At 38.0% G+C, this 17,876-nt stretch carries 18 protein-coding genes, 1 riboswitch and 1 other annotated feature; of the genes, 2 read left to right on the top strand and 16 right to left on the bottom strand.

Translation table 11 applies throughout. The features are described from left to right. Positions 1–33 precede the first annotated feature (33 nt). Positions 34–816 carry a phosphatidylserine decarboxylase gene (locus tag MKX57_RS16425; RefSeq protein ID WP_008180928.1) on the bottom strand — a complete coding sequence of 261 codons (783 nt, stop codon included), beginning with the start codon at positions 814–816 and terminating at the stop codon, positions 34–36. A 136-nt stretch (positions 817–952) separates the two neighbouring features. Here MKX57_RS16425 and pssA point away from each other — a divergent pair, with 136 nt between their 5' ends. Together pssA and sigK are read left to right on the top strand one after the other, a co-directional pair. Beyond that, on the top strand, positions 953–1,453 hold the full coding sequence (gene pssA, locus MKX57_RS16430; protein WP_008180930.1) for a CDP-diacylglycerol--serine O-phosphatidyltransferase: 501 nt from the start codon (positions 953–955) through the stop codon (positions 1,451–1,453). Positions 1,454–1,539: 86 nt separating this feature from the next. Beyond that, entirely contained in the window at positions 1,540–2,247 is a 708-nt protein-coding gene (gene sigK / locus MKX57_RS16435; RefSeq protein WP_008180932.1) for an RNA polymerase sporulation sigma factor SigK, read from the top strand. 327 nt (positions 2,248–2,574) lie between these two features. Here the strand turns inward: sigK and mtnN are convergent, their stop codons facing one another. The 15 genes from mtnN to hpaB form a co-directional block, all read right to left on the bottom strand. Further along, on the bottom strand, positions 2,575–3,267 hold the full coding sequence (gene mtnN / locus MKX57_RS16440) for a 5'-methylthioadenosine/S-adenosylhomocysteine nucleosidase (RefSeq protein ID WP_008180937.1): 693 nt from the start codon (positions 3,265–3,267) through the stop codon (positions 2,575–2,577). A gap of 59 nt (positions 3,268–3,326) precedes the next feature. Next, on the bottom strand, positions 3,327–3,986 hold the full coding sequence (locus MKX57_RS16445) for a YrrS family protein (protein ID WP_096365193.1): 660 nt from the start codon (positions 3,984–3,986) through the stop codon (positions 3,327–3,329). Between the two features lie 154 nt (positions 3,987–4,140). After that, positions 4,141–4,629 carry a transcription elongation factor GreA gene (gene greA, locus MKX57_RS16450; RefSeq protein WP_008180941.1) on the bottom strand — a complete coding sequence of 163 codons (489 nt, stop codon included), beginning with the start codon at positions 4,627–4,629 and terminating at the stop codon, positions 4,141–4,143. 176 nt (positions 4,630–4,805) lie between these two features. Continuing rightward, complete coding sequence (gene udk, locus MKX57_RS16455) at positions 4,806–5,444, bottom strand: uridine kinase (protein ID WP_008180943.1); 639 nt, start codon at positions 5,442–5,444, stop codon at positions 4,806–4,808. Next, positions 5,444–6,724, bottom strand: a complete 1,281-nt coding sequence (locus tag MKX57_RS16460; RefSeq protein WP_008180945.1) for a U32 family peptidase — start codon at positions 6,722–6,724, stop codon at positions 5,444–5,446. Before MKX57_RS16460 ends, udk begins: the two co-directional genes overlap by 1 nt. A gap of 14 nt (positions 6,725–6,738) precedes the next feature. After that, positions 6,739–7,671 (bottom strand): peptidase U32 family protein, encoded by a 933-nt coding sequence (locus MKX57_RS16465; RefSeq protein ID WP_008180948.1) that lies wholly within the window; start codon positions 7,669–7,671, stop codon positions 6,739–6,741. Positions 7,672–7,676: 5 nt separating this feature from the next. After that, on the bottom strand, positions 7,677–8,309 hold the full coding sequence (locus MKX57_RS16470; RefSeq protein ID WP_036127267.1) for an O-methyltransferase: 633 nt from the start codon (positions 8,307–8,309) through the stop codon (positions 7,677–7,679). 286 nt (positions 8,310–8,595) lie between these two features. Further along, on the bottom strand, positions 8,596–9,723 hold the full coding sequence (mltG, locus tag MKX57_RS16475; protein ID WP_025114354.1) for an endolytic transglycosylase MltG: 1,128 nt from the start codon (positions 9,721–9,723) through the stop codon (positions 8,596–8,598). Positions 9,724–10,022: 299 nt separating this feature from the next. Next, positions 10,023–10,550 (bottom strand): DUF1292 domain-containing protein, encoded by a 528-nt coding sequence (locus tag MKX57_RS16480; RefSeq protein WP_008180953.1) that lies wholly within the window; start codon positions 10,548–10,550, stop codon positions 10,023–10,025. A gap of 176 nt (positions 10,551–10,726) precedes the next feature. After that, positions 10,727–11,035 carry a DUF1292 domain-containing protein gene (locus MKX57_RS16485; RefSeq protein WP_008180955.1) on the bottom strand — a complete coding sequence of 103 codons (309 nt, stop codon included), beginning with the start codon at positions 11,033–11,035 and terminating at the stop codon, positions 10,727–10,729. An 18-nt stretch (positions 11,036–11,053) separates the two neighbouring features. Then, positions 11,054–11,470, bottom strand: a complete 417-nt coding sequence (gene ruvX, locus MKX57_RS16490) for a Holliday junction resolvase RuvX (RefSeq protein WP_008180957.1) — start codon at positions 11,468–11,470, stop codon at positions 11,054–11,056. Positions 11,471–11,472: 2 nt separating this feature from the next. After that, a complete protein-coding gene (locus tag MKX57_RS16495) occupies positions 11,473–11,739 on the bottom strand; it encodes an IreB family regulatory phosphoprotein (protein WP_004226839.1) in 267 nt (88 codons plus the stop codon). A gap of 88 nt (positions 11,740–11,827) precedes the next feature. After that, positions 11,828–14,488, bottom strand: coding sequence for an alanine--tRNA ligase (gene alaS / locus MKX57_RS16500; RefSeq protein WP_089986661.1), 2,661 nt, complete (start codon positions 14,486–14,488; stop codon positions 11,828–11,830). Positions 14,489–14,635: 147 nt separating this feature from the next. Next, positions 14,636–14,851, bottom strand: a binding site (T-box leader). Between the two features lie 67 nt (positions 14,852–14,918). Further along, positions 14,919–15,884 carry a magnesium/cobalt transporter CorA gene (corA, locus tag MKX57_RS16505; protein ID WP_008181522.1) on the bottom strand — a complete coding sequence of 322 codons (966 nt, stop codon included), beginning with the start codon at positions 15,882–15,884 and terminating at the stop codon, positions 14,919–14,921. A 244-nt stretch (positions 15,885–16,128) separates the two neighbouring features. Continuing rightward, a riboswitch (M-box (ykoK) riboswitch) is annotated at positions 16,129–16,293 on the bottom strand. 57 nt (positions 16,294–16,350) lie between these two features. Continuing rightward, entirely contained in the window at positions 16,351–17,784 is a 1,434-nt protein-coding gene (hpaB, locus tag MKX57_RS16510; protein ID WP_342550422.1) for a 4-hydroxyphenylacetate 3-monooxygenase, oxygenase component, read from the bottom strand. Between the last annotated feature and the right edge of the window lie 92 nt (positions 17,785–17,876).

Raw genomic sequence — 17,876 nt, forward strand, 5'->3', positions numbered from 1 at the left:
AGCGACCCCTAATCTTAACGTATTATTCGACCATTATAGCATATTTGCAAAGGCTTCACCCATTCGAATTGGGTTGCCCTGAACAACATTTTCAGTAAACTCAATTGAATCCTTTTCAAACAGCATCACAACTGTTGAACCAAATGAGAAATAACCGACTTCCTGCCCTTTATACCAGTGTATTGTTCTATTCGTGAGCACAATTGAATTCACGAAGGTCGCACCCACTTTTATAAACGCTACTTGCTGATTATGTGCAGTTTTCAACTCTGTCACTAAACGGTAATTATGGGAAATTGGCTTTTTACCGTATGTAAGACCTATTTGATTCACAGGATAAGATTTCTGACCAAGCGTATACTGTCTTAGTACTTCCCCATCAATCGGGCTGTGAATACGGTGATAATCAGCAGGACTTAAATAAAAGACAATAAAATGGCCGTCTACATAGTTGGCTGCTCGCTCCGAATGACCAAGTAAATCCTCAAGTGCATATGGCTTACCCTTTACAAGAAAAGTCATATCCCATTCAATCCTTCCAAAGGATTCTACCTTGGCATCTACAGGACTTACATACACCATCGGATTTTTTTCAATTGGTCGTGCTTCTTCTAAAAGCTCTCTTGTAAAAAAATCATGTAAACTTGCAAATTGTTGTTGTTTTTTTGAAACTTCTTCAAGGTTTATATCGTATAACTTCATGTAGCTTGGAATTATACGTTTACTCCACTTAGCTTTCGCAATAGCTTGCAAAAGGTTGGAGGATTGCTTACCATTCGTTAGTTCTATCAAGCGTTGATATAGTTTTTCTTTCATTAGTAAAAACCCCTATCCATTAATTTAGACTGTCAATTTTTTCGCATTCGAAGTATAATGGTACAATATCTTAAGTGCAAAGGAGTGATCCCCCTTGTTTTTTTATCACAAGTTGGTGGATACCACGGTTAAGAAAATGAAATCGCACGCAGCTAACTTCATTACAATTAGTAATATGTCCTTTGGAGGCGCGGCTATAATGGCCACTTTACATGAATACTATAGCTATAGTGTCTTGTTTATCTTTATTGCAGCTCTACTTGATCGCTATGATGGTAAGGTAGCTAGAGCACTCGGACAAGTGTCTGAGTTAGGTAAACAATTAGATTCTATGAGTGATATTATATCATTTGGCGTGGCGCCTGCATTATTAATGTACGAAGTTGTTCTAGTTGATTTTGGTTTTGTCGGCATGATGATGGCCGTCCTGTTTATCGTTTGTGGTGCGATGCGATTAGCCCGCTTTAATATTAGTGAAGCAAATGGCTATTTCACAGGTTTACCTATTACAGCTGCTGGTACGTTCTTAACTTTAACGTATTTTGTAGCGACTACGTTCCATCCGGCCTTTTATCTTTTCCTTTTTCCAATTTTAGCTTTCCTCATGATTAGTACATTTACGTTAAAAAAAGTGTAACAGCACAATTGCTGTTGCACTTTTTTCATTTCCCACAGCTTTGAAACATATACTGTCGAAAAATGGGGAAAGGATGAAATCATTCAATGAGCGGAATTTTTACATCAATGTTGCAGTTATGGCTTGAGATCCCAGCGTTACTTGGCTATTTAAAGGGGCAAACATTCCATAAACCCTTTTCAAAAGAAGAGGAAGCTGCTTGTATTGAACGATTTTTAGGTGGCGACGAGCAAGCACGCCTGGACCTAATAGAACGCAATATGAGGCTCGTCGCGCACGTCGTAAAAAAATTCCATCCAAAACATGAACAACTAGATGATTATATTTCCATCGGGACGATCGGGCTAATGAAAGCAGTAGAAAGCTATACCCCGGACAAAAAAACAAGACTTGCCACATATGCAGCTCGATGTATTGAAAATGAAATTTTAATGCATCTACGCACACAGAAAAAAGTGCAGAAGGACGTCTCTTTATTTGAGCCCATCGGAACAGATAAAGATGGCAATGCGCTTCAAATTCGAGATTTACTTCAATGTGATGAAGAAAGTGCAACCGAGAAAATCGAACATAAAGAACATGTGGCACAGCTATATCATTACTTGCATATGCTTGATGAACGAGAACTAGAAATTGTGACACTTCGCTATGGATTAAATCAACAAGATGCCCTCACACAAAAGGAAATTGCAGCTCGTTTAAATATTTCTCGAAGTTATGTATCTCGGATTGAAAAACGGGCACTCATTAAACTCTATCAATTATACAAACGAGACCAAAAGTCAATTGAGTAATATATTGTAAAATGTTCACTAGGAAAATTCAATGTATCTTTGGCGGAGAATGTGCCGATTTTATGGCATAAAAAAAGCCCTTTGCGACATTGCTATGTCGCAAAGGAACTTTTTACATTTTATGAATGTGCTGATTCTGATAATTCTGCCGTAATCAATGTACCTATTAAAGTAGTGATAATCACTACACCTACTGTTAATAATAGCATCATGAATGCCTCCCATTCTAATATGAAGAGATTTATTACAGCTAGTGTAGCATTTATACTATTCATTCACTGTGATTTTTCTCACATTAGAAACTACCCATTTTGACCGTTTTGTGTATTATAGTGAGGCGATCGCTTGTAAGACAACTTGTGTCGAGTGTTTTGCAGCAACTGGTAAAAACTCATCAAAGCTAATGTTTGACTCTTTACCTGCAATATCTGATAAAGCACGAATTACTACAAAAGGTGTAGCAAATTGATAACAAACTTGCGCAACCGCAGCCGCTTCCATTTCCACTGCTTTCATTTGAGGGAAATGATGACGAACTGCTTCTACACGCACAGGATCATTCATAAATGCATCCCCTGAGCAAATTAAACCAATACCGTATTGATGCTCTCCAACTGCCTTAACAGCTTCCTCAGCTACTTTCATTAATCGTTCATCTGATTTATAAGCTGCTGGCATACCAGCCATTTGTCCAATTTCATAACCAAAAATTGTGACATCCACATCATGGTGACGGACTTCATCCGAAATGACTACAGCTCCCACCTCAAGGGCTTCGTCGTAACCACCTGCAGAACCTGTATTAATCACAACATCGGGCTTAAACTCATGCAAAAGAATGGTAGTGGACATAGCCGAATTGACTTTACCAATACCACTTTTTAATAACACGACTTCCTTGCCTTCATATGTTCCTGTTGTATACTCACTACCTGCTATTGTTGTACTTTGTGCATTGCTTAAAGATGCTCGTAGTAATTCTACTTCCTGTTCCATTGCGCCAATTACTGCAATTTTCATGTAATGTTACTTCCCTTCTTTATCAACTCTATTAAAAATAATCAAAAGAGTGATTTTCGTCAATAGGCGCCTTCTAATGTATTCAGCTGCTCAAGCTTTACAGGCAACCATCCTTCATTATCCACCCATTCCATACTGACACGGTACATCTGTGATTTATCTTTTGTTGAAACTGTGGCAATTGAAGAATTAGGACCACCGTTATTTTGCATACGCCAAATAATCAAATTATCTTGATTAATACCCGTTACACCTGTAACAGTTGCTACTTTTTCAGACCAGTCTATGGATGAAGAGTCGTAGGAAGACACATGCTGTCCCGTTTGAGTTGTAGGTGTTGGCTGCCAATTTTTATTTGTGATAACTTTCTCTACGTTTGGATTATCTGAAGTTGATTCTTCTGGCACACCTTGTTCCTGCTGATTTTCTTCAGGGTGTGATCCATCCTCTTCCTCTGAAGCTTGATCTTCTTCTACTGCCAGATCCTTTTCATCCTCTTTCACAGGCTCTTTATCCACTTCTTTGTTGTCGTCTTTTTCCTCTTGAGCCGGTTCATCTTTCACTGTTTGTTCTGCATCATCTTGCCATTTAAACACATAAGTTGCTGTGATAATAATTAGTACAACTACTACACCAATTAAAACATTCAATAGTTTATCTAGCTTTTTATTACGAGATGGCTGCAAATGACGACTACTACGAGTTTGTCGTTCACTCATATTTCCTCCCCCTCTCTAGCAAATATTCTATCAAGTTCGACAGCACTTGCAAAACAATTATACTCATTAATTTATTTCGTGGCATTTCAGCCTGAAATATAAAAGCAGCTAGCCTCCCTGAATTAGAAAGACCAGCTGCTTGTCCACTTACATATTATTTAATTGAAACAATCTTAACTTTCATTTCGCCACCAGGTGTTTGAACAGCTACTTCTTCGCCTTCAGCGCGGCCAAGTAAGCCTTTCGCAATTGGCGATTCGTTTGAAATACGGAATTCCATTGGGTCTGCCTCAGCCGAACCTACAATTGTATAAGATTCTTCATCAGTTGATGGTTTACCATTAATAATTTCTACAAATGTAACCGTTTTCCCAAGTGATACCACACTGTTATCTGTTTCATCCTCAGAAATAATCACTGCATTGCGAATCATTGATTTTAAAGTTGAAATACGACCTTCTAAAAAGGCTTGTTCTTCTTTTGCTGAATCATATTCAGCATTCTCAGAAAGATCACCAAAATCACGAGCTATTTTTATACGTTCAACGATTTCTTTACGTGTTTCAGTTTCTAATTTCACTAATTCTTCTTCTAATTTACGTTTTCCCTCAGCTGTCATAGGGTACTGTTTTTCATTTGCCAAAGTCCTTCACTCCTTGTTTCTTCAATATAAAAACATAAAACTCGACTAAATGCTTGGTAGGTGCATTTAATCGAATTTTATTATTTTTAAACGTTTTTCAAATTACGCTTTGACCTAATAGTATGCATGCTTTTTTTAAATATGCATGTAAATATTGTCAATACCACTCTATCTTATTACAATACGTTGTCGGTTTCAAGAATAGTTTTAATTTTCGTTACCATTAAATCAATTGCTACCTCATTATCCCCACCTTCAGGAATAATGATATCAGCATAACGTTTTGTAGGTTCAATAAATAAATTATGCATTGGTCGAACCGCTGATAAGTATTGATCGATAACTGAATCTGTTGTACGTCCACGTTCTTTAATATCGCGCATAATACGACGAATAATTCGTAAATCAGAATCGGTATCTACAAATAATTTAATATCCATTAAATCACGCAGATCAGCATCTTCTAGCACGAGAATTCCTTCTAGAATAATAACATCTACCGGCTCAACATGGATCACTTCTGCTGCTCTAGTATGCTGCACATAATCATAAACTGGCTTCTCGATTGGTTGCCGCACTAAAAGTTTCTTGATGTGCTGTATTAATAAATCATTATCGAATGCTAACGGATGATCGTAGTTTGTTCCTAATCGCTCTTCAAATGTTAAATGACTTTGATCTTTATAATAAAAGTCTTGTTCAATAACAACAACTGAATGCTCTCGGAAAACATCATAGATGGCGCGCGTCACACTCGTTTTACCTGAGCATGAGCCACCAGCGATACCGATAACAACAGGACGCTTCACTTCCATTAGTTATTCTCCTTTCGCATCATGTTATGCGGCATTAATGGTGTGTCACATTTAAATTTAACAATTTGTAATGGATGACGTGCTGCATCTAGGCTATTGCCATCTTCATCCCAAATTTCTCCCATTGTCAGACGGAAATTCTCGATTTCTGGGCCAAAGAACTCTACTTCGTCACCAGGTTTAAAATAATTTCGTTGCTGCATCGTAACCATTTTTGTTTCTGGATCATGTTCTAAAATTAAACCAGCAAATTCATATGTTGTTTTTCGGCCATGAATACCAAACATTTGCTCCTCTGAGCCAGGTGCATCATGGAAGAATGCTTCAGCTGTATCACGGTTTGCACATTTATCTAGCTCCTCTAGCCATTCACGTTTAATTTTAAAATTATCAGGATCAGCACAGTAAGCATCGATAACTTTGCGGTATACGGATACAACGGTTGCCACATAGTGAATCGATTTCATACGCCCTTCTACTTTTAAAGAATCGATACCAAGCTCGATCATATGTGGAATCGCTTCGATTAATTTTAAATCTTTTGGACTCATAGCAAAGGATGCGTGATTATCATCAAACAGTGCTTTTTCTTCCCCATCTTCTAATTCATATAAATCGTAATCCCAACGGCATGATTGGCAGCAACCGCCACGGTTAGAGTCACGAGCAGTCATATGGTTAGATAGAACGCAACGGCCAGAATAAGCAATACACATGGCGCCATGAACGAAAGCCTCGATTTCAATATCGACTTTTTCCTTCATCATTTTCATTTCTTCTCCGCCTACCTCACGTGCTAATACAACACGATGTAAGCCCTCTTCCTTCCAGTACTGCACTGCCTTCCAGTTGGACAATGACTGCTGTGTAGAAAGATGAATTTCAAGTTTAGGGGCAGCTGTACGACATGTTTCGATAATTAGTGGGTCTGCAACGATAATACCTGTCACACCTGCCGACTCAATATCTTTTAAATATCGCTCCAAGCCTGCCATATTTTCATTATGTGCAAATATATTTGTCGTTACATAAATTTTCGCACCATATTGATTAGCAAACTCTACCCCTTCACGCATTTCATCTATAGAGAAATTATCTGCATTGGAACGTAGACCAAACTCTCGTCCCCCAATAAATACAGCATCCGCTCCGTAATGCACGGCTACTTTTAATTTTTCTAAGCTACCCGCTGGGGCAAGTAGCTCTGGTTTTTTTGTAATTACACGTTTACCGTCGACAATGTCACGGATTTTGTCATTTTGTTCTAACGCTAATGCCATGTTATTGCCCCCTCTTAGTAAACAGTTTCCTTGAAGATAAAGCCTGTATCTAATGGTCTAATGGCTGGTTGAATATCTTCAATTTTTGCTAATAATTCATCTTTTATGTCATCATATGCTTCTTCGGATAAGTCAAAATATGCATCGATGGCTTTGCGATAGGCCTCCGTCACAGTTACCACATATTCTGGAGTTTGTAGCACACCCTCAATTTTTAAGGCATCGATGCCACCTTCGAATAATTCGCCAAGTTCATCAATAACACACATGTCATTAGGACTAAAAATATGTGTACCGTTTACATCTTCGTAAATTGGATATTTATTATTGCGCTCATCATCATGTAGGAACATGTTACGATTATCTTTACGATTTTCAATTTCCATCACTTTATCTTGATATAAGAAATAATGGCCAAGAAGCGGGCGTTTTGATTGGAACATACAAGTCATACCATGTACTTGTACTTCAATTTCTAATTCTGCACTTTCTTTAATTTCTAAAACCTCATCAAGAGAAAGCTCACGTGCTAACACTGCACGAGTCGCGCCGCGTTTTCCCCAATAATTAGCCGTAAACCAGTTTGTTGCAGTCGTCTCAGGATTCCAATGCAATGGAATTGTTACGCCTTGCTCACGACGAATAATTAATACTGCTGGGTCGCCATAAATTAAACGATCCACACCGATACGTTGCATTTCTTTTAAATAGTCGGCAAGCGCCTCCAGTTTTTCATTATGGAAAAGGCCATTCACTGCAACATAAACTTTTTTACCTGCCGCGTGAATGAGCTTCGTTGCCTCTTCCACCTCATCTACTGAGAATTCTCCTGCTAGACGTAGACCAAATTGTTGTTCACCAATAACAAAAGCATCCGCTCCAGCGTCTAAAAGTGCTTTAATATGTTCTAATGATTGTGGTGTCACAAGCAATTCTGGTTTTTTCATAGTAGTCACCTCTTCAAACATAGTAATAAACCGTCACCTACTGGTAAAAAAGCACTAGTGTAATCTGGGTGCTGCATTATCCATTCTGTGAAGTTTTTTAAATTGCGGATCATTGTACGTTTTCGACGTGGGACATCCTTCAAATCTAGATCTGACAAGCCATGCATATACATATTGTCGATATACAAGACTCCGCCTGATTTTACGAGAGGCGCGTACTTTTCAAAGAAGCGCTGATATTGTCCCTTTGCGGCATCGATAAATACTGCATCGAACTCTGTGTCAATGGCCTTATCTTCTACCTCTAAAGCGTCGCCTTCAATGACCTTAATTCGATCAGATACGGTTGACCGTTCAATATAGGCTTTAGCTTTTGTCACACGCTCTATATCGCGTTCAATCGTAACGATATGGACATTTGGTAAAGCTTCTGCCATGCGAATAGCAGAATAACCAATTGCCGTGCCAATTTCTAAAATTTTTTGCGGATTTTGAATGCGCAACAATTGATTTAAAGCATCAATACCTGCAAGTTGCATAATCGGTACATGATTCTCCTCCGCGTATGCTTCCATTTCTAAAAGCAATTCATTACGTGGCTGTATAAATGATTGTATATATGCATCTGATAATTCCATTGTTCCACCCTCAATTAAAAGGCAACGTGCGCATGTAGCCGTTGTCCGTACTTCATCATTTATCAACAAAAAGAAAAAGACCAAACGTGATGTCTTGGTACTTTGCCATACAAAAATGAGCAATTGTTTTTGACATGCTCAAACAATTGCCACCACGCATATTTGTCCCGAATAAACGGATTGATCAAAAATCACACTTTATAATAGCATGAAAATAGAAGGAAAGCTATTTTTCTTTCCTTCTATTCCCTATGTTTGCTCTATGCCATTTACTCTTTGCTAACGCTTATTCTTCTTTTCGTAAATATTTTGCTACTTTCTGTAAATGTTCATCATATGTTTTCGAGAAGTGGTTGACACCCTCTTTATCTGCTAAGAAATAGAAATAATCTGTTTGACTAGGGTTTAATGTCGCCTCAATAGAAGTCTTTCCAGCACCCGCAATTGGGCCTGGTGGTAAGCCTTTATTTTTGTAAGTATTATAGGCATTATCTACTTCTAGGTCTTCATACAGCACACGATCTTTATGATCACCAAGCGCGTATAAAACAGTTGGGTCTGTTTGTAGTGGCATCCCTTCATCAATACGATTATAGAAGACACTTGCTATTGTCTCTCGATCTGTTTGAGCCGTAGCTTCTTCTTCCAATAATGATGCAAATGTTAACAGTTGGTGAACGGACATTTGTTTTTCCACTAAAACATCACTGTAATTTTTCACCACATTGTTCATAGCCCCTATCATTTCTTCAACAATCGCTTCTAGAGATGGTTTCTCCTCATAGTACGAGTAAGTAGCTGGATATAAATAGCCTTCTAAATCATAGCGAATATTGTCAGCTAACACTGCATCCGTTACTAGCTCAGGGTAGTTGGCCATCATTTGTTGAACAAATGTGTCACTTGTTACTAAATCCATAAATTCCTTTTGTGTATATGGCGTTTTCTTTTCAATAACTTTCCCAATTTGCTCAATTGTTAAGCCTTCAGGAATCGTCATTGTAAAGACAGGTTTTCGGTATACCTTCCCTGTTTTTAAGCTTTCGATAAGTTCATCAAATGTCATCGCTTGCGTTAAATCGTAATTCCCTGCTTGGAATTGAGATTCGTTTTTAAATTTTGCATAGTATTTAAAAACACGCGCATCTTTAATAACACCTTTTTTCTCTAATAATGTAGAAATTGAACTCAAGCTAGAACCGATTGGTACTTCTACTGCAATTGCTTTTGTCGCGTCAGGATCCAGTGGTTTTAAAGCACCCTTAACATAATTGTACCCAAATAAACCGACAATCCCTATAACGAGGACAAAAACAATTGCCACAATGGCAACGATTTTTCTCACGATTTTTACCTCTGATTTTTTTTCTTGCATTTTTGAAAACATTTCTTGTTTTTTAGTACCGTTATCCACGGGTTTCCCCCCTATCACTATCCAATATCATACTAGAAATCAACTATCACGACAAACAGAAATCGACAATTCAGGAGAATTTGCATAAATAAAAAAATCTGCCAGCTATTTTTGCCAGCAGATTGTCTTGCTAAAAGCTTTGTGAAATAGCTTTAATATCATTACTTTACAATACTATCAGACTGTAATTATTGCTCTTCTAAGATGTTCGATTATTGTAATAGAAATGTTTAAACTTGATGGAAAGATTCTTTACTAAAACTAAAAAACTCCGAGTGGCTCCTAACCACTCAGAGTTCTTATAGTTCGTTTAATATATCTTCAACGTACACCCATTCTTCATCTGTTTCTATTGGTAATAGCTCTTCGATGGAACCGTCATTTCCAGCCAGATATTGAGCCGCGAAAATTTCACGCTCATCCATTGGCTCATCTGTTGCAGGCACATATAATACATACGATTTACCAAATTGCTCGGATGCAAAAGTATGAATTACCTCACAAACTTGATCCGTTCCATCTTCATTTGTCACGGTAATAAGCTGCGGATCTTCTTCAAATTCATCTAGAAGTGTTAATACCACCTCATTAATCATTTCCCATTCAGCATCCGTTTCGACAGGCTGTAGATTGGTCATTTCGCCATTGTTATCGTCATAATCGAAAGTCATCGCTGATAGATCTCCTGGAATTTCTTCACCATTGGCATCCAACAAAGAGAATAGCACATAGGATTTATCCTCTGCATCAAATGTAAAGACCACATGGCAACGTTGTTCCTTTCCATTTTCATCAATTATCATAAATTCTTGTGTTTCTTCATTCATTCGATTATCTCCTTCTGACAGTATAATGTCATATACTAAGTAGTTACTTCTACACGTACTAAATATCTTCGAGCAGATTCTCACCATTATTCGGATATTTACATACTTTCAATAAAAAAGGAACAAGGACTGCAAGCTGCGATCCTTGTTCCAAGCTTTAAGAAAGAAGATTATTCTTATTCTTCGTCTTCATCTTCTAAAGCGTTTAATACGTCTTCTACCATATCCCATTCTGCTTCCGTTTCGATAGGTGTTAGTTCACCATCTTCACCGTTATCAGACGGTACGAATGAAGAAACGAAAATTTCAACTGAGCCATCTTCATCCTCTTCTGCGCCTACCATTGAGTAAAATACGTATGATTTTCCAAACTCTGGAGATTCATGTACGTGAATCACTTCACAAAGCTGTTCATTTCCGTTTTCATCAATCACTGTAATGTGTTGAACGTGTAATTCTTCTTCATGGTTATGCTCGTTTGCCATGTATAGTCACCTCTTCAATTAATTTTTGCTATCTAAATAGCCTTGTAAAATCATCACAGCTGCCATTTTATCAATGACTTGCTTGCGCTTTTTGCGACTCACATCTGCTTCGATTAGCATACGTTCCGCTGCCATCGTTGTTAAACGTTCATCCCATAATTTAACCGGTAGTGAGAACGTTTCTTCCAATAACGTTTTATAGTTTTCAGAAGCCTCTCCACGCGGTCCAACCGTATTATTCATGTTTTTCGGGAAGCCTACAACAAATTCTGTTATTGCATATTCCTTTACTAGCTCAGCGATACGATCGATACCGAACTCGCCATTAGCCTCATCAATTTTTACGGTTTCAATACCTTGGGCAGTCCAGCCAAGTGCGTCACTGACAGCAACGCCAACGGTTTTCGACCCAACGTCTAATCCCATAATTCTCATTTCTAATCCTCGTTATTCTTTTTGATATAAAATTTAACAAGCTCTTCTAGAATTTCGTCACGCTCAAGCTTGCGAATTAAATTACGAGCATCCTGATGGCGAGGAATATACGCCGGATCACCAGAAAGTAAGTAACCAACAATCTGATTGATAGGGTTATATCCCTTTTCCTCTAATGAAGAATGAACTTTCAACATTACCTGCTTGACTTCCTGTTCCATTGATTCTTCTGGAAAATTAAATTTCATCGTTTGATCAAATGAACTCATGACCAGCACCTCGCTTTCAGAAATAAGGAGATGTGCGAACAAGCTCATCTCCAATTTCTCTTTATTATAACATGTTTTGGTGAATTAATTAAATGGATTTAACATAATCATACACAGAAAGTAGTGCTTCATCAAGTTTTGAAGCTTCTTTTGCTCCTGCCATCGCCATATCAGGACGACCGCCACCTTTACCACCACAAGCTTCTGCAACCATTTTCACGATATTTCCAGCATGGTAATTGCCACCAACTAATTCTTTGGATACTCCAGCACATAGCATAACCTTATCACCATCCACTGCTCCAAGAACGATAACAGCCTTTGACATTTTCACCTTCAAATCATCCATCATCTGACGCAGTTGGTTATTGTCTTTTGCTTCTACCTTTGTAGAAAGAACTGTGACATCTCCAATTGTTTGTGCTGCATCAACAATTGCCCCAGCCTGAGCATTGGCAATTTTTTGAGATAATGCTTCATTGTCACGTTGTAATTCTTTGTAGTCACCTTGTAAGGCTTGTACTTTTGTTACGATATCTTTAGGGTTTGCTTTTAACAATGCTGCCGCATCATTTAAAAGAGCTTCTTCTTCTTTGACTACTTCATAAGCCACTTTACCTGTAACTGCTTCAATACGACGAGTACCCGCACCAATTCCACCTTCTGAAACAATTTTAAAGAAACCAATTTCAGAAGAGCGTTTTACATGGATACCACCGCATAGCTCGATGGAATAGTCTCCGATTGAAACGACACGTACTACATCGCCATATTTTTCGCCGAATAACGCCATTGCACCCATTTCTTTCGCTTTATCGATAGCCATTTCTTCAATAACGACCTCTATATCATCCCACACTTTTTCATTTACAATACGTTCAATTTGCTGTAATTCCTCTTTAGTCACTTGACCAAAGTGAGAGAAGTCAAAGCGTAAACGATCAGGGCCTACATATGATCCAGCTTGGTTGACATGATCACCTAATACATCTTTTAACGCACGTTGCATAATATGTGTCGCTGTATGGTTTTTAATAATTAAATTGCGATCATCACGATTAACAATTGCTTGGACAGCATCTTCCACATGCATTTCACCTGATTCAACAACTACTGTATGGAGCGGCTGACCATTTGGTGCCTTTTGAACATCCTTTACTACAGCAGTGAAGCTATCATTAGAAATGATACCGCTATCGGCAATTTGACCACCCATTTCAGCATAGAATGGTGTTTGAGCTAAAATAACTAAAGCTTCTTGGCCTTCAGATGCTACTTTTTCTACTTGACCATTCACAATCATTGCAGCAATTTCAGTATTAGCTACTAATGTGTCAAAGCCAACAAATTCACTGGCAACCGTTAAGTTTGCTAATACTTCATTTTGTACTTGCATAGAGTCAACATCTTGACGAGCCGCACGCGCACGTTCACGTTGTTCCTCCATCGCCGTTTCGAAGCCTTCATGATCGACTTTCATTCCTACTTCTTCTGCATATTCTTCCGTTAACTCGATTGGGAAACCGTAAGTATCATATAAACGGAAAGCATCTGCTCCTGGGATAAAATCATGACCAGCCGCTTTTTGTGATTCTGCTACTTCATTAAAGATTGCAAGACCACCATCTAATGTTTCATGGAAACGAATTTCTTCATTCTTAATAACGCGTTGAATAAATTCACTTTTTTCCGTTACCTCTGGATAGAAGCCTTCCATGATTTTGCCCACTGTTGGGACCAATTTAAACATAAATGGTTTCTCAATACCAATTTGTTTTGCATAGCGTACAGCACGACGTAGTAAGCGGCGTAATACATAGCCACGGCCTTCGTTTGAAGGAAGGGCACCGTCACCAATAGCAAACGCTACCGTACGAATGTGGTCTGCAACAACTTTAAATGGCGTATTTATATCTTCTTCAGAGCCGAAGATTTCATTTAAATCTACTTCACTTGGGCGTTTGTATTTACGGTTGGCAAATTCCTCAATTTTTTCAATGATAGGCATGAATAAATCCGTATCGAAATTCGTTGGTACATTTTGAACCACGGAAACAATACGTTCTAGTCCCATACCAGTATCAATATTTTGCTTTGGTAGTGGTGTATACGTTCCATCAGGATTATGGTTGAATTGAGAGAACACTAGGTTCCAAATTTCTAGATAACGTTCATTTTCCCCGCCTGGATACATTTCTGGGTCATTTTCGTCAGAGCCATATTCTACGCCGCGGTCATAGAAAATCTCTGAGTTTGGACCAGATGGACCTTCTCCAATATCCCAAAAGTTCCCCTCTAAACGAATTAAACGTTCTTCAGGAATACCAATTTCTTGATGCCAAACATCATACGCTTCCTGATCTTCAGGATGGATTGTGATAGATAGTAATTCAGGATCAAAGCCCATCCACTTTTTATCCGTTAAAAATTCCCAAGCATAATGAATAGCTTCTTTTTTGAAGTAATCCCCAATAGAAAAGTTTCCTAGCATTTCAAAGAAAGTATGGTGACGCGCCGTTTTACCTACATTTTCAATATCGTTAGTACGAATTGATTTTTGTGCATTTGTAATTCGAGGATTGTCAGGAATAACACGACCGTCAAAATACGGTTTAAGTGTAGCAACACCTGAGTTAATCCAAAGTAGGGATGGATCATTGATTGGCACTAGAGGCGCAGACGGTTCATGGTGATGCCCCTTTTCTTTAAAAAATTCCAAATACATTTGACGAATATCTACTGCTTTCATTGGATAAATTCCTCCTAGTTTATATTGTAAAATCACGATATGAATCAGACCTTGACGCCCCATCTATTCCCTGCAAACAAACATTGGTACCAACCACTATAAATGGAATTATTTTACTAAATGAAAATAAAAAAGCCCTCATCCCCAAAAAGGGACGAGGACTTATCATCTGTCTCGCGGTACCACCCTAGTTGTAAGTAAAAATTCTTACTTACCTCTTTAGCACTTGTAACGTCAGTGAACGGCAGGGATTAACTGCACTCCGGAGTAGCTTTCGGTATTTGCACTGTGAGGATTTTTTCAGCCAAGAAATCCTTTTCTTCTACACGTGCAATTACGTACTTTTTCCATCGTCGTGTTTACTTTTTCTAACGAAATTATAAGAAAAATCTATTCACCTGTCAATTGGCACTAATACGACAAATCATAACTAAGCAATCATTCTTCTGAAGTATGCCCACATTCCCCAAGTAAATAACACTAAAAAGGCACTCAGTGCAATCGTTGTAATAGGTGAATCTTGATAAGGTAATGGTACATTCATGCCAAAGAAGCTAGTAATAACAGTTAAAGGCAACATAATTGTAGAAATAACGGTTAATAAGTTCAGCTTTTCAATAGACTTGCCACTAATAATCGAGTAATACGTATCTAATGTGCTATTAACTAAGTCTCGATACGTTTCAGTGGAGTCGACAATCCGTTCAAGATGATCATTTAAATCCTTATAGAAAGGGATATTTTCCTCTTGTATATCAAATTTCCATTGTCCATTAATTGTAGAAAAAATTCTTCGTTGCGGCATGATAGCCTGACGAATTAAAATAATTGTTCGTTTTAATGAAAGGAATTCTTCTGTAACTACTTTCGGTTGATAATCATAAACTTCTTCTTCTAGCTCATCAATCCGTGCCCGAATTCGCTCTAATACAGGGAAATACTCGTCTGTAATTCCATCAATGATCGTATGCAATAAAAAATCAGTGCCTTTTTCCAAATATTTCGCACTATTTAAACAAACTTTTTCTATATGGCCAAGCCATTGTAATTTTTGTTTATGGACGGTAACAATATAATTGGGTCCCATAAAAATATTTAACTCGACCGTTGTAATTTCATTGTTACTTTTTTCATTGTAGATAGGTGCATGGAAAACGAAAAATTTATAATCCCCATAACTATCCATTTTCGGGCGTGAGCCTTCATGTAAGCAATCTTCCACTGCTAGTGGATGAAAGCCAAATACATCTGCTATATTATTTAATTCATTATGACTATACGCATATAAATCCACCCATAATAAATCCTCGCTATGAATGGGAAGTCTTAAATCATTCATTTTGAAATCGTGTTGAACTGTTTTGCTATTGTGATTGAAATAGTGAATTTTAATCATGTTACTTCACCTCGTGTTTTATTATAAAAAGTAACAAAAGGTCATTGTTTAAAACCTTCTGTCGGTGCCGGCGATAAGAAACGACGGCTGTCTCCATAAATGCTGACTATCTACCCCATGCTTACTCGGTTCAGGACTACTATCCATTTCTCATCACCTTCCTTTCATAACAAAAACACGCCTTCTACGAATGAAGGCGTGTTGAATACACATATCAAAAAATAGCAAAAAAACTTTGCATTTTTGTTACCTTCAAACGTTGAGTTTTAGCACTATGCGGCATAGGAAATTATCCAGCTACGTTAAAAAACACCTTATTTCGATGATTTCTGTTGACCCATTGGCGTCTCTCGACATTTTTGGGTAGTAGCGTATCTCCACATAGGAGCCTCACCTAACGAAGGGAGTCTTATTTTTTTATTCCTGTACATAATAACGGATAGTTTCACAACTGTCAAACTTTTAATCAATCATTTTTCAAAAAGTCTTCTACTCTTTGTACTAAATGATCGCGCTTATACGATTGATAGAGTAGGCTTGACAGACGAACAGGATCGCCAAAGAAAAATCGTTCATATAGAGTTTGCCTTGTGCCAAAATTGCTCATCGTTAAATCCCAAGCTAAACGGAACTTTTTAACTCGTTCCTCCCCTTTATCTTGAAATGATTGCAGATAATGATCAAGATCTCCATTATCCGTTGCAAAAGCTTTTGCACTCGGGATGGACATTAATCCACTTGCTCCAAGTAACTGGATGATATCTGTAAAGGTAGGATATACTTTCGGAAAAATATGAATAGCAACCTGTAATGTCGATAGGTCTGGTCTTATAAAGCCAAAGGAATCCCTTTGTGCCTCAATCTCTGATTTTAATTGCAGTGCTTTCATCGTTTCTAATGCTACGATGACATCTACCACTTTTTGATGGACATGCTGGTAATCCCCGATATTTATGGTATCCACAATCGTTTGTACAATCCCTAGGATGAATTCGGTCTTAGCAATTTGACGTGACAGCACATGATGCAATGTATACGCTTGGAAGCCACTAACATTCATAAATTGATTGGCTACTTCAACATTTTCAAAATAAAATACACGCTCCCACGGAACAACTACATCATCAAAAACAACAATTGCATCCATTTCCTCAAAGCGTGCACTTAAAGGATGATCAAACTTAGAATCCCCTCCGACAAAAGATTGCCGACATAAAAACTTTAAGCCCTTTGTGTTACTCGGTATAGAAAAGCCAAAACCTTTTCCTTCATCATAGCCATTTGTTGATAGAACAAGAAGTTCATCCGTTATTCCTCCCTGTGTGGCTAGTAATCTAGCTCCTTTAATGACTAAGCCCTCGCCCGTTTTTGCAACAATTTTAGCAGCTATTGTTACTTCTTCATCCTCATAGTAATAACGCTTGCGGTTTACTTGCGGCTCTATAAAGGTATGTGTCATGGAAATATCATTTTCACGGGCATATTCATAAAACTTCAGCAAATGGTCTGGAAAACAATTTGGCTTATCTTTCAAAAAGTTCGATGCTGATGCCAAAGCCATCAATGTCGTATTCATGTAGTCAGGACTTCTTCCCATCAAACCGTTTGTTTGTAAAGCCCATTCTCTTGCGGCCATACGTCTTTTTACTAGATCCTCAGGACTCATGACTTGAAGGAAAGACATGCCGACTCTCTCTTTGCTAGTTGGCGATTCATATGTCATTTTTTCAAGATATGCTTCTTGATGTTGTAAATCAAAGAGCTTTGCTTGACTTTGCATGATTCCCTTAAATGCAGGATGTTCTGACACCTTGCCCGTCACAACTTCCCCATCAATCGAAATATACGTGTTTAAAGCATCGATACGTTCCATATACTGCTGTCCTGTCATTATTGGCATGTTGTCACTCCTAAACATTTCCTATGTTTTTGTACTTATGTAGTATATGAAATGTCAAAATATTAGGTGACGATACTGTTAATTAGAAAAAC

The sequence above is a fragment of the Lysinibacillus sp. FSL M8-0216 genome (genome assembly GCF_038595555.1).
GTDB classification, from domain to species: domain Bacteria; phylum Bacillota; class Bacilli; order Bacillales_A; family Planococcaceae; genus Lysinibacillus; species Lysinibacillus fusiformis.

Bases quoted from the DNA above. Each gene is read 5' to 3' on its own strand.
- hpaB (WP_342550422.1), bottom strand. From the start codon at position 17,784: ATGCCAATAATGACAGGACAGCAGTATATGGAACGTATCGATGCTTTA.
- MKX57_RS16445 (WP_096365193.1), bottom strand. From the start codon at position 3,986: ATGAGTGAACGACAAACTCGTAGTAGTCGTCATTTGCAGCCATCTCGT.
- MKX57_RS16470 (WP_036127267.1), bottom strand. From the start codon at position 8,309: ATGGAATTATCAGATGCATATATACAATCATTTATACAGCCACGTAAT.
- corA (WP_008181522.1), bottom strand. From the start codon at position 15,884: ATGATTAAAATTCACTATTTCAATCACAATAGCAAAACAGTTCAACAC.
- MKX57_RS16465 (WP_008180948.1), bottom strand. From the start codon at position 7,671: ATGAAAAAACCAGAATTGCTTGTGACACCACAATCATTAGAACATATT.
- udk (WP_008180943.1), bottom strand. From the start codon at position 5,444: ATGGAAGTGAAGCGTCCTGTTGTTATCGGTATCGCTGGTGGCTCATGC.
- MKX57_RS16485 (WP_008180955.1), bottom strand. From the start codon at position 11,035: ATGGCAAACGAGCATAACCATGAAGAAGAATTACACGTTCAACACATT.
- pssA (WP_008180930.1), top strand. From the start codon at position 953: ATGAAATCGCACGCAGCTAACTTCATTACAATTAGTAATATGTCCTTT.
- ruvX (WP_008180957.1), bottom strand. From the start codon at position 11,470: ATGAGAATTATGGGATTAGACGTTGGGTCGAAAACCGTTGGCGTTGCT.
- alaS (WP_089986661.1), bottom strand. From the start codon at position 14,488: ATGAAAGCAGTAGATATTCGTCAAATGTATTTGGAATTTTTTAAAGAA.
- mtnN (WP_008180937.1), bottom strand. From the start codon at position 3,267: ATGAAAATTGCAGTAATTGGCGCAATGGAACAGGAAGTAGAATTACTA.
- sigK (WP_008180932.1), top strand. From the start codon at position 1,540: ATGAGCGGAATTTTTACATCAATGTTGCAGTTATGGCTTGAGATCCCA.
- MKX57_RS16460 (WP_008180945.1), bottom strand. From the start codon at position 6,724: ATGGCATTAGCGTTAGAACAAAATGACAAAATCCGTGACATTGTCGAC.
- MKX57_RS16495 (WP_004226839.1), bottom strand. From the start codon at position 11,739: ATGAGTTCATTTGATCAAACGATGAAATTTAATTTTCCAGAAGAATCA.
- MKX57_RS16480 (WP_008180953.1), bottom strand. From the start codon at position 10,550: ATGAATGAAGAAACACAAGAATTTATGATAATTGATGAAAATGGAAAG.
- MKX57_RS16425 (WP_008180928.1), bottom strand. From the start codon at position 816: ATGAAAGAAAAACTATATCAACGCTTGATAGAACTAACGAATGGTAAG.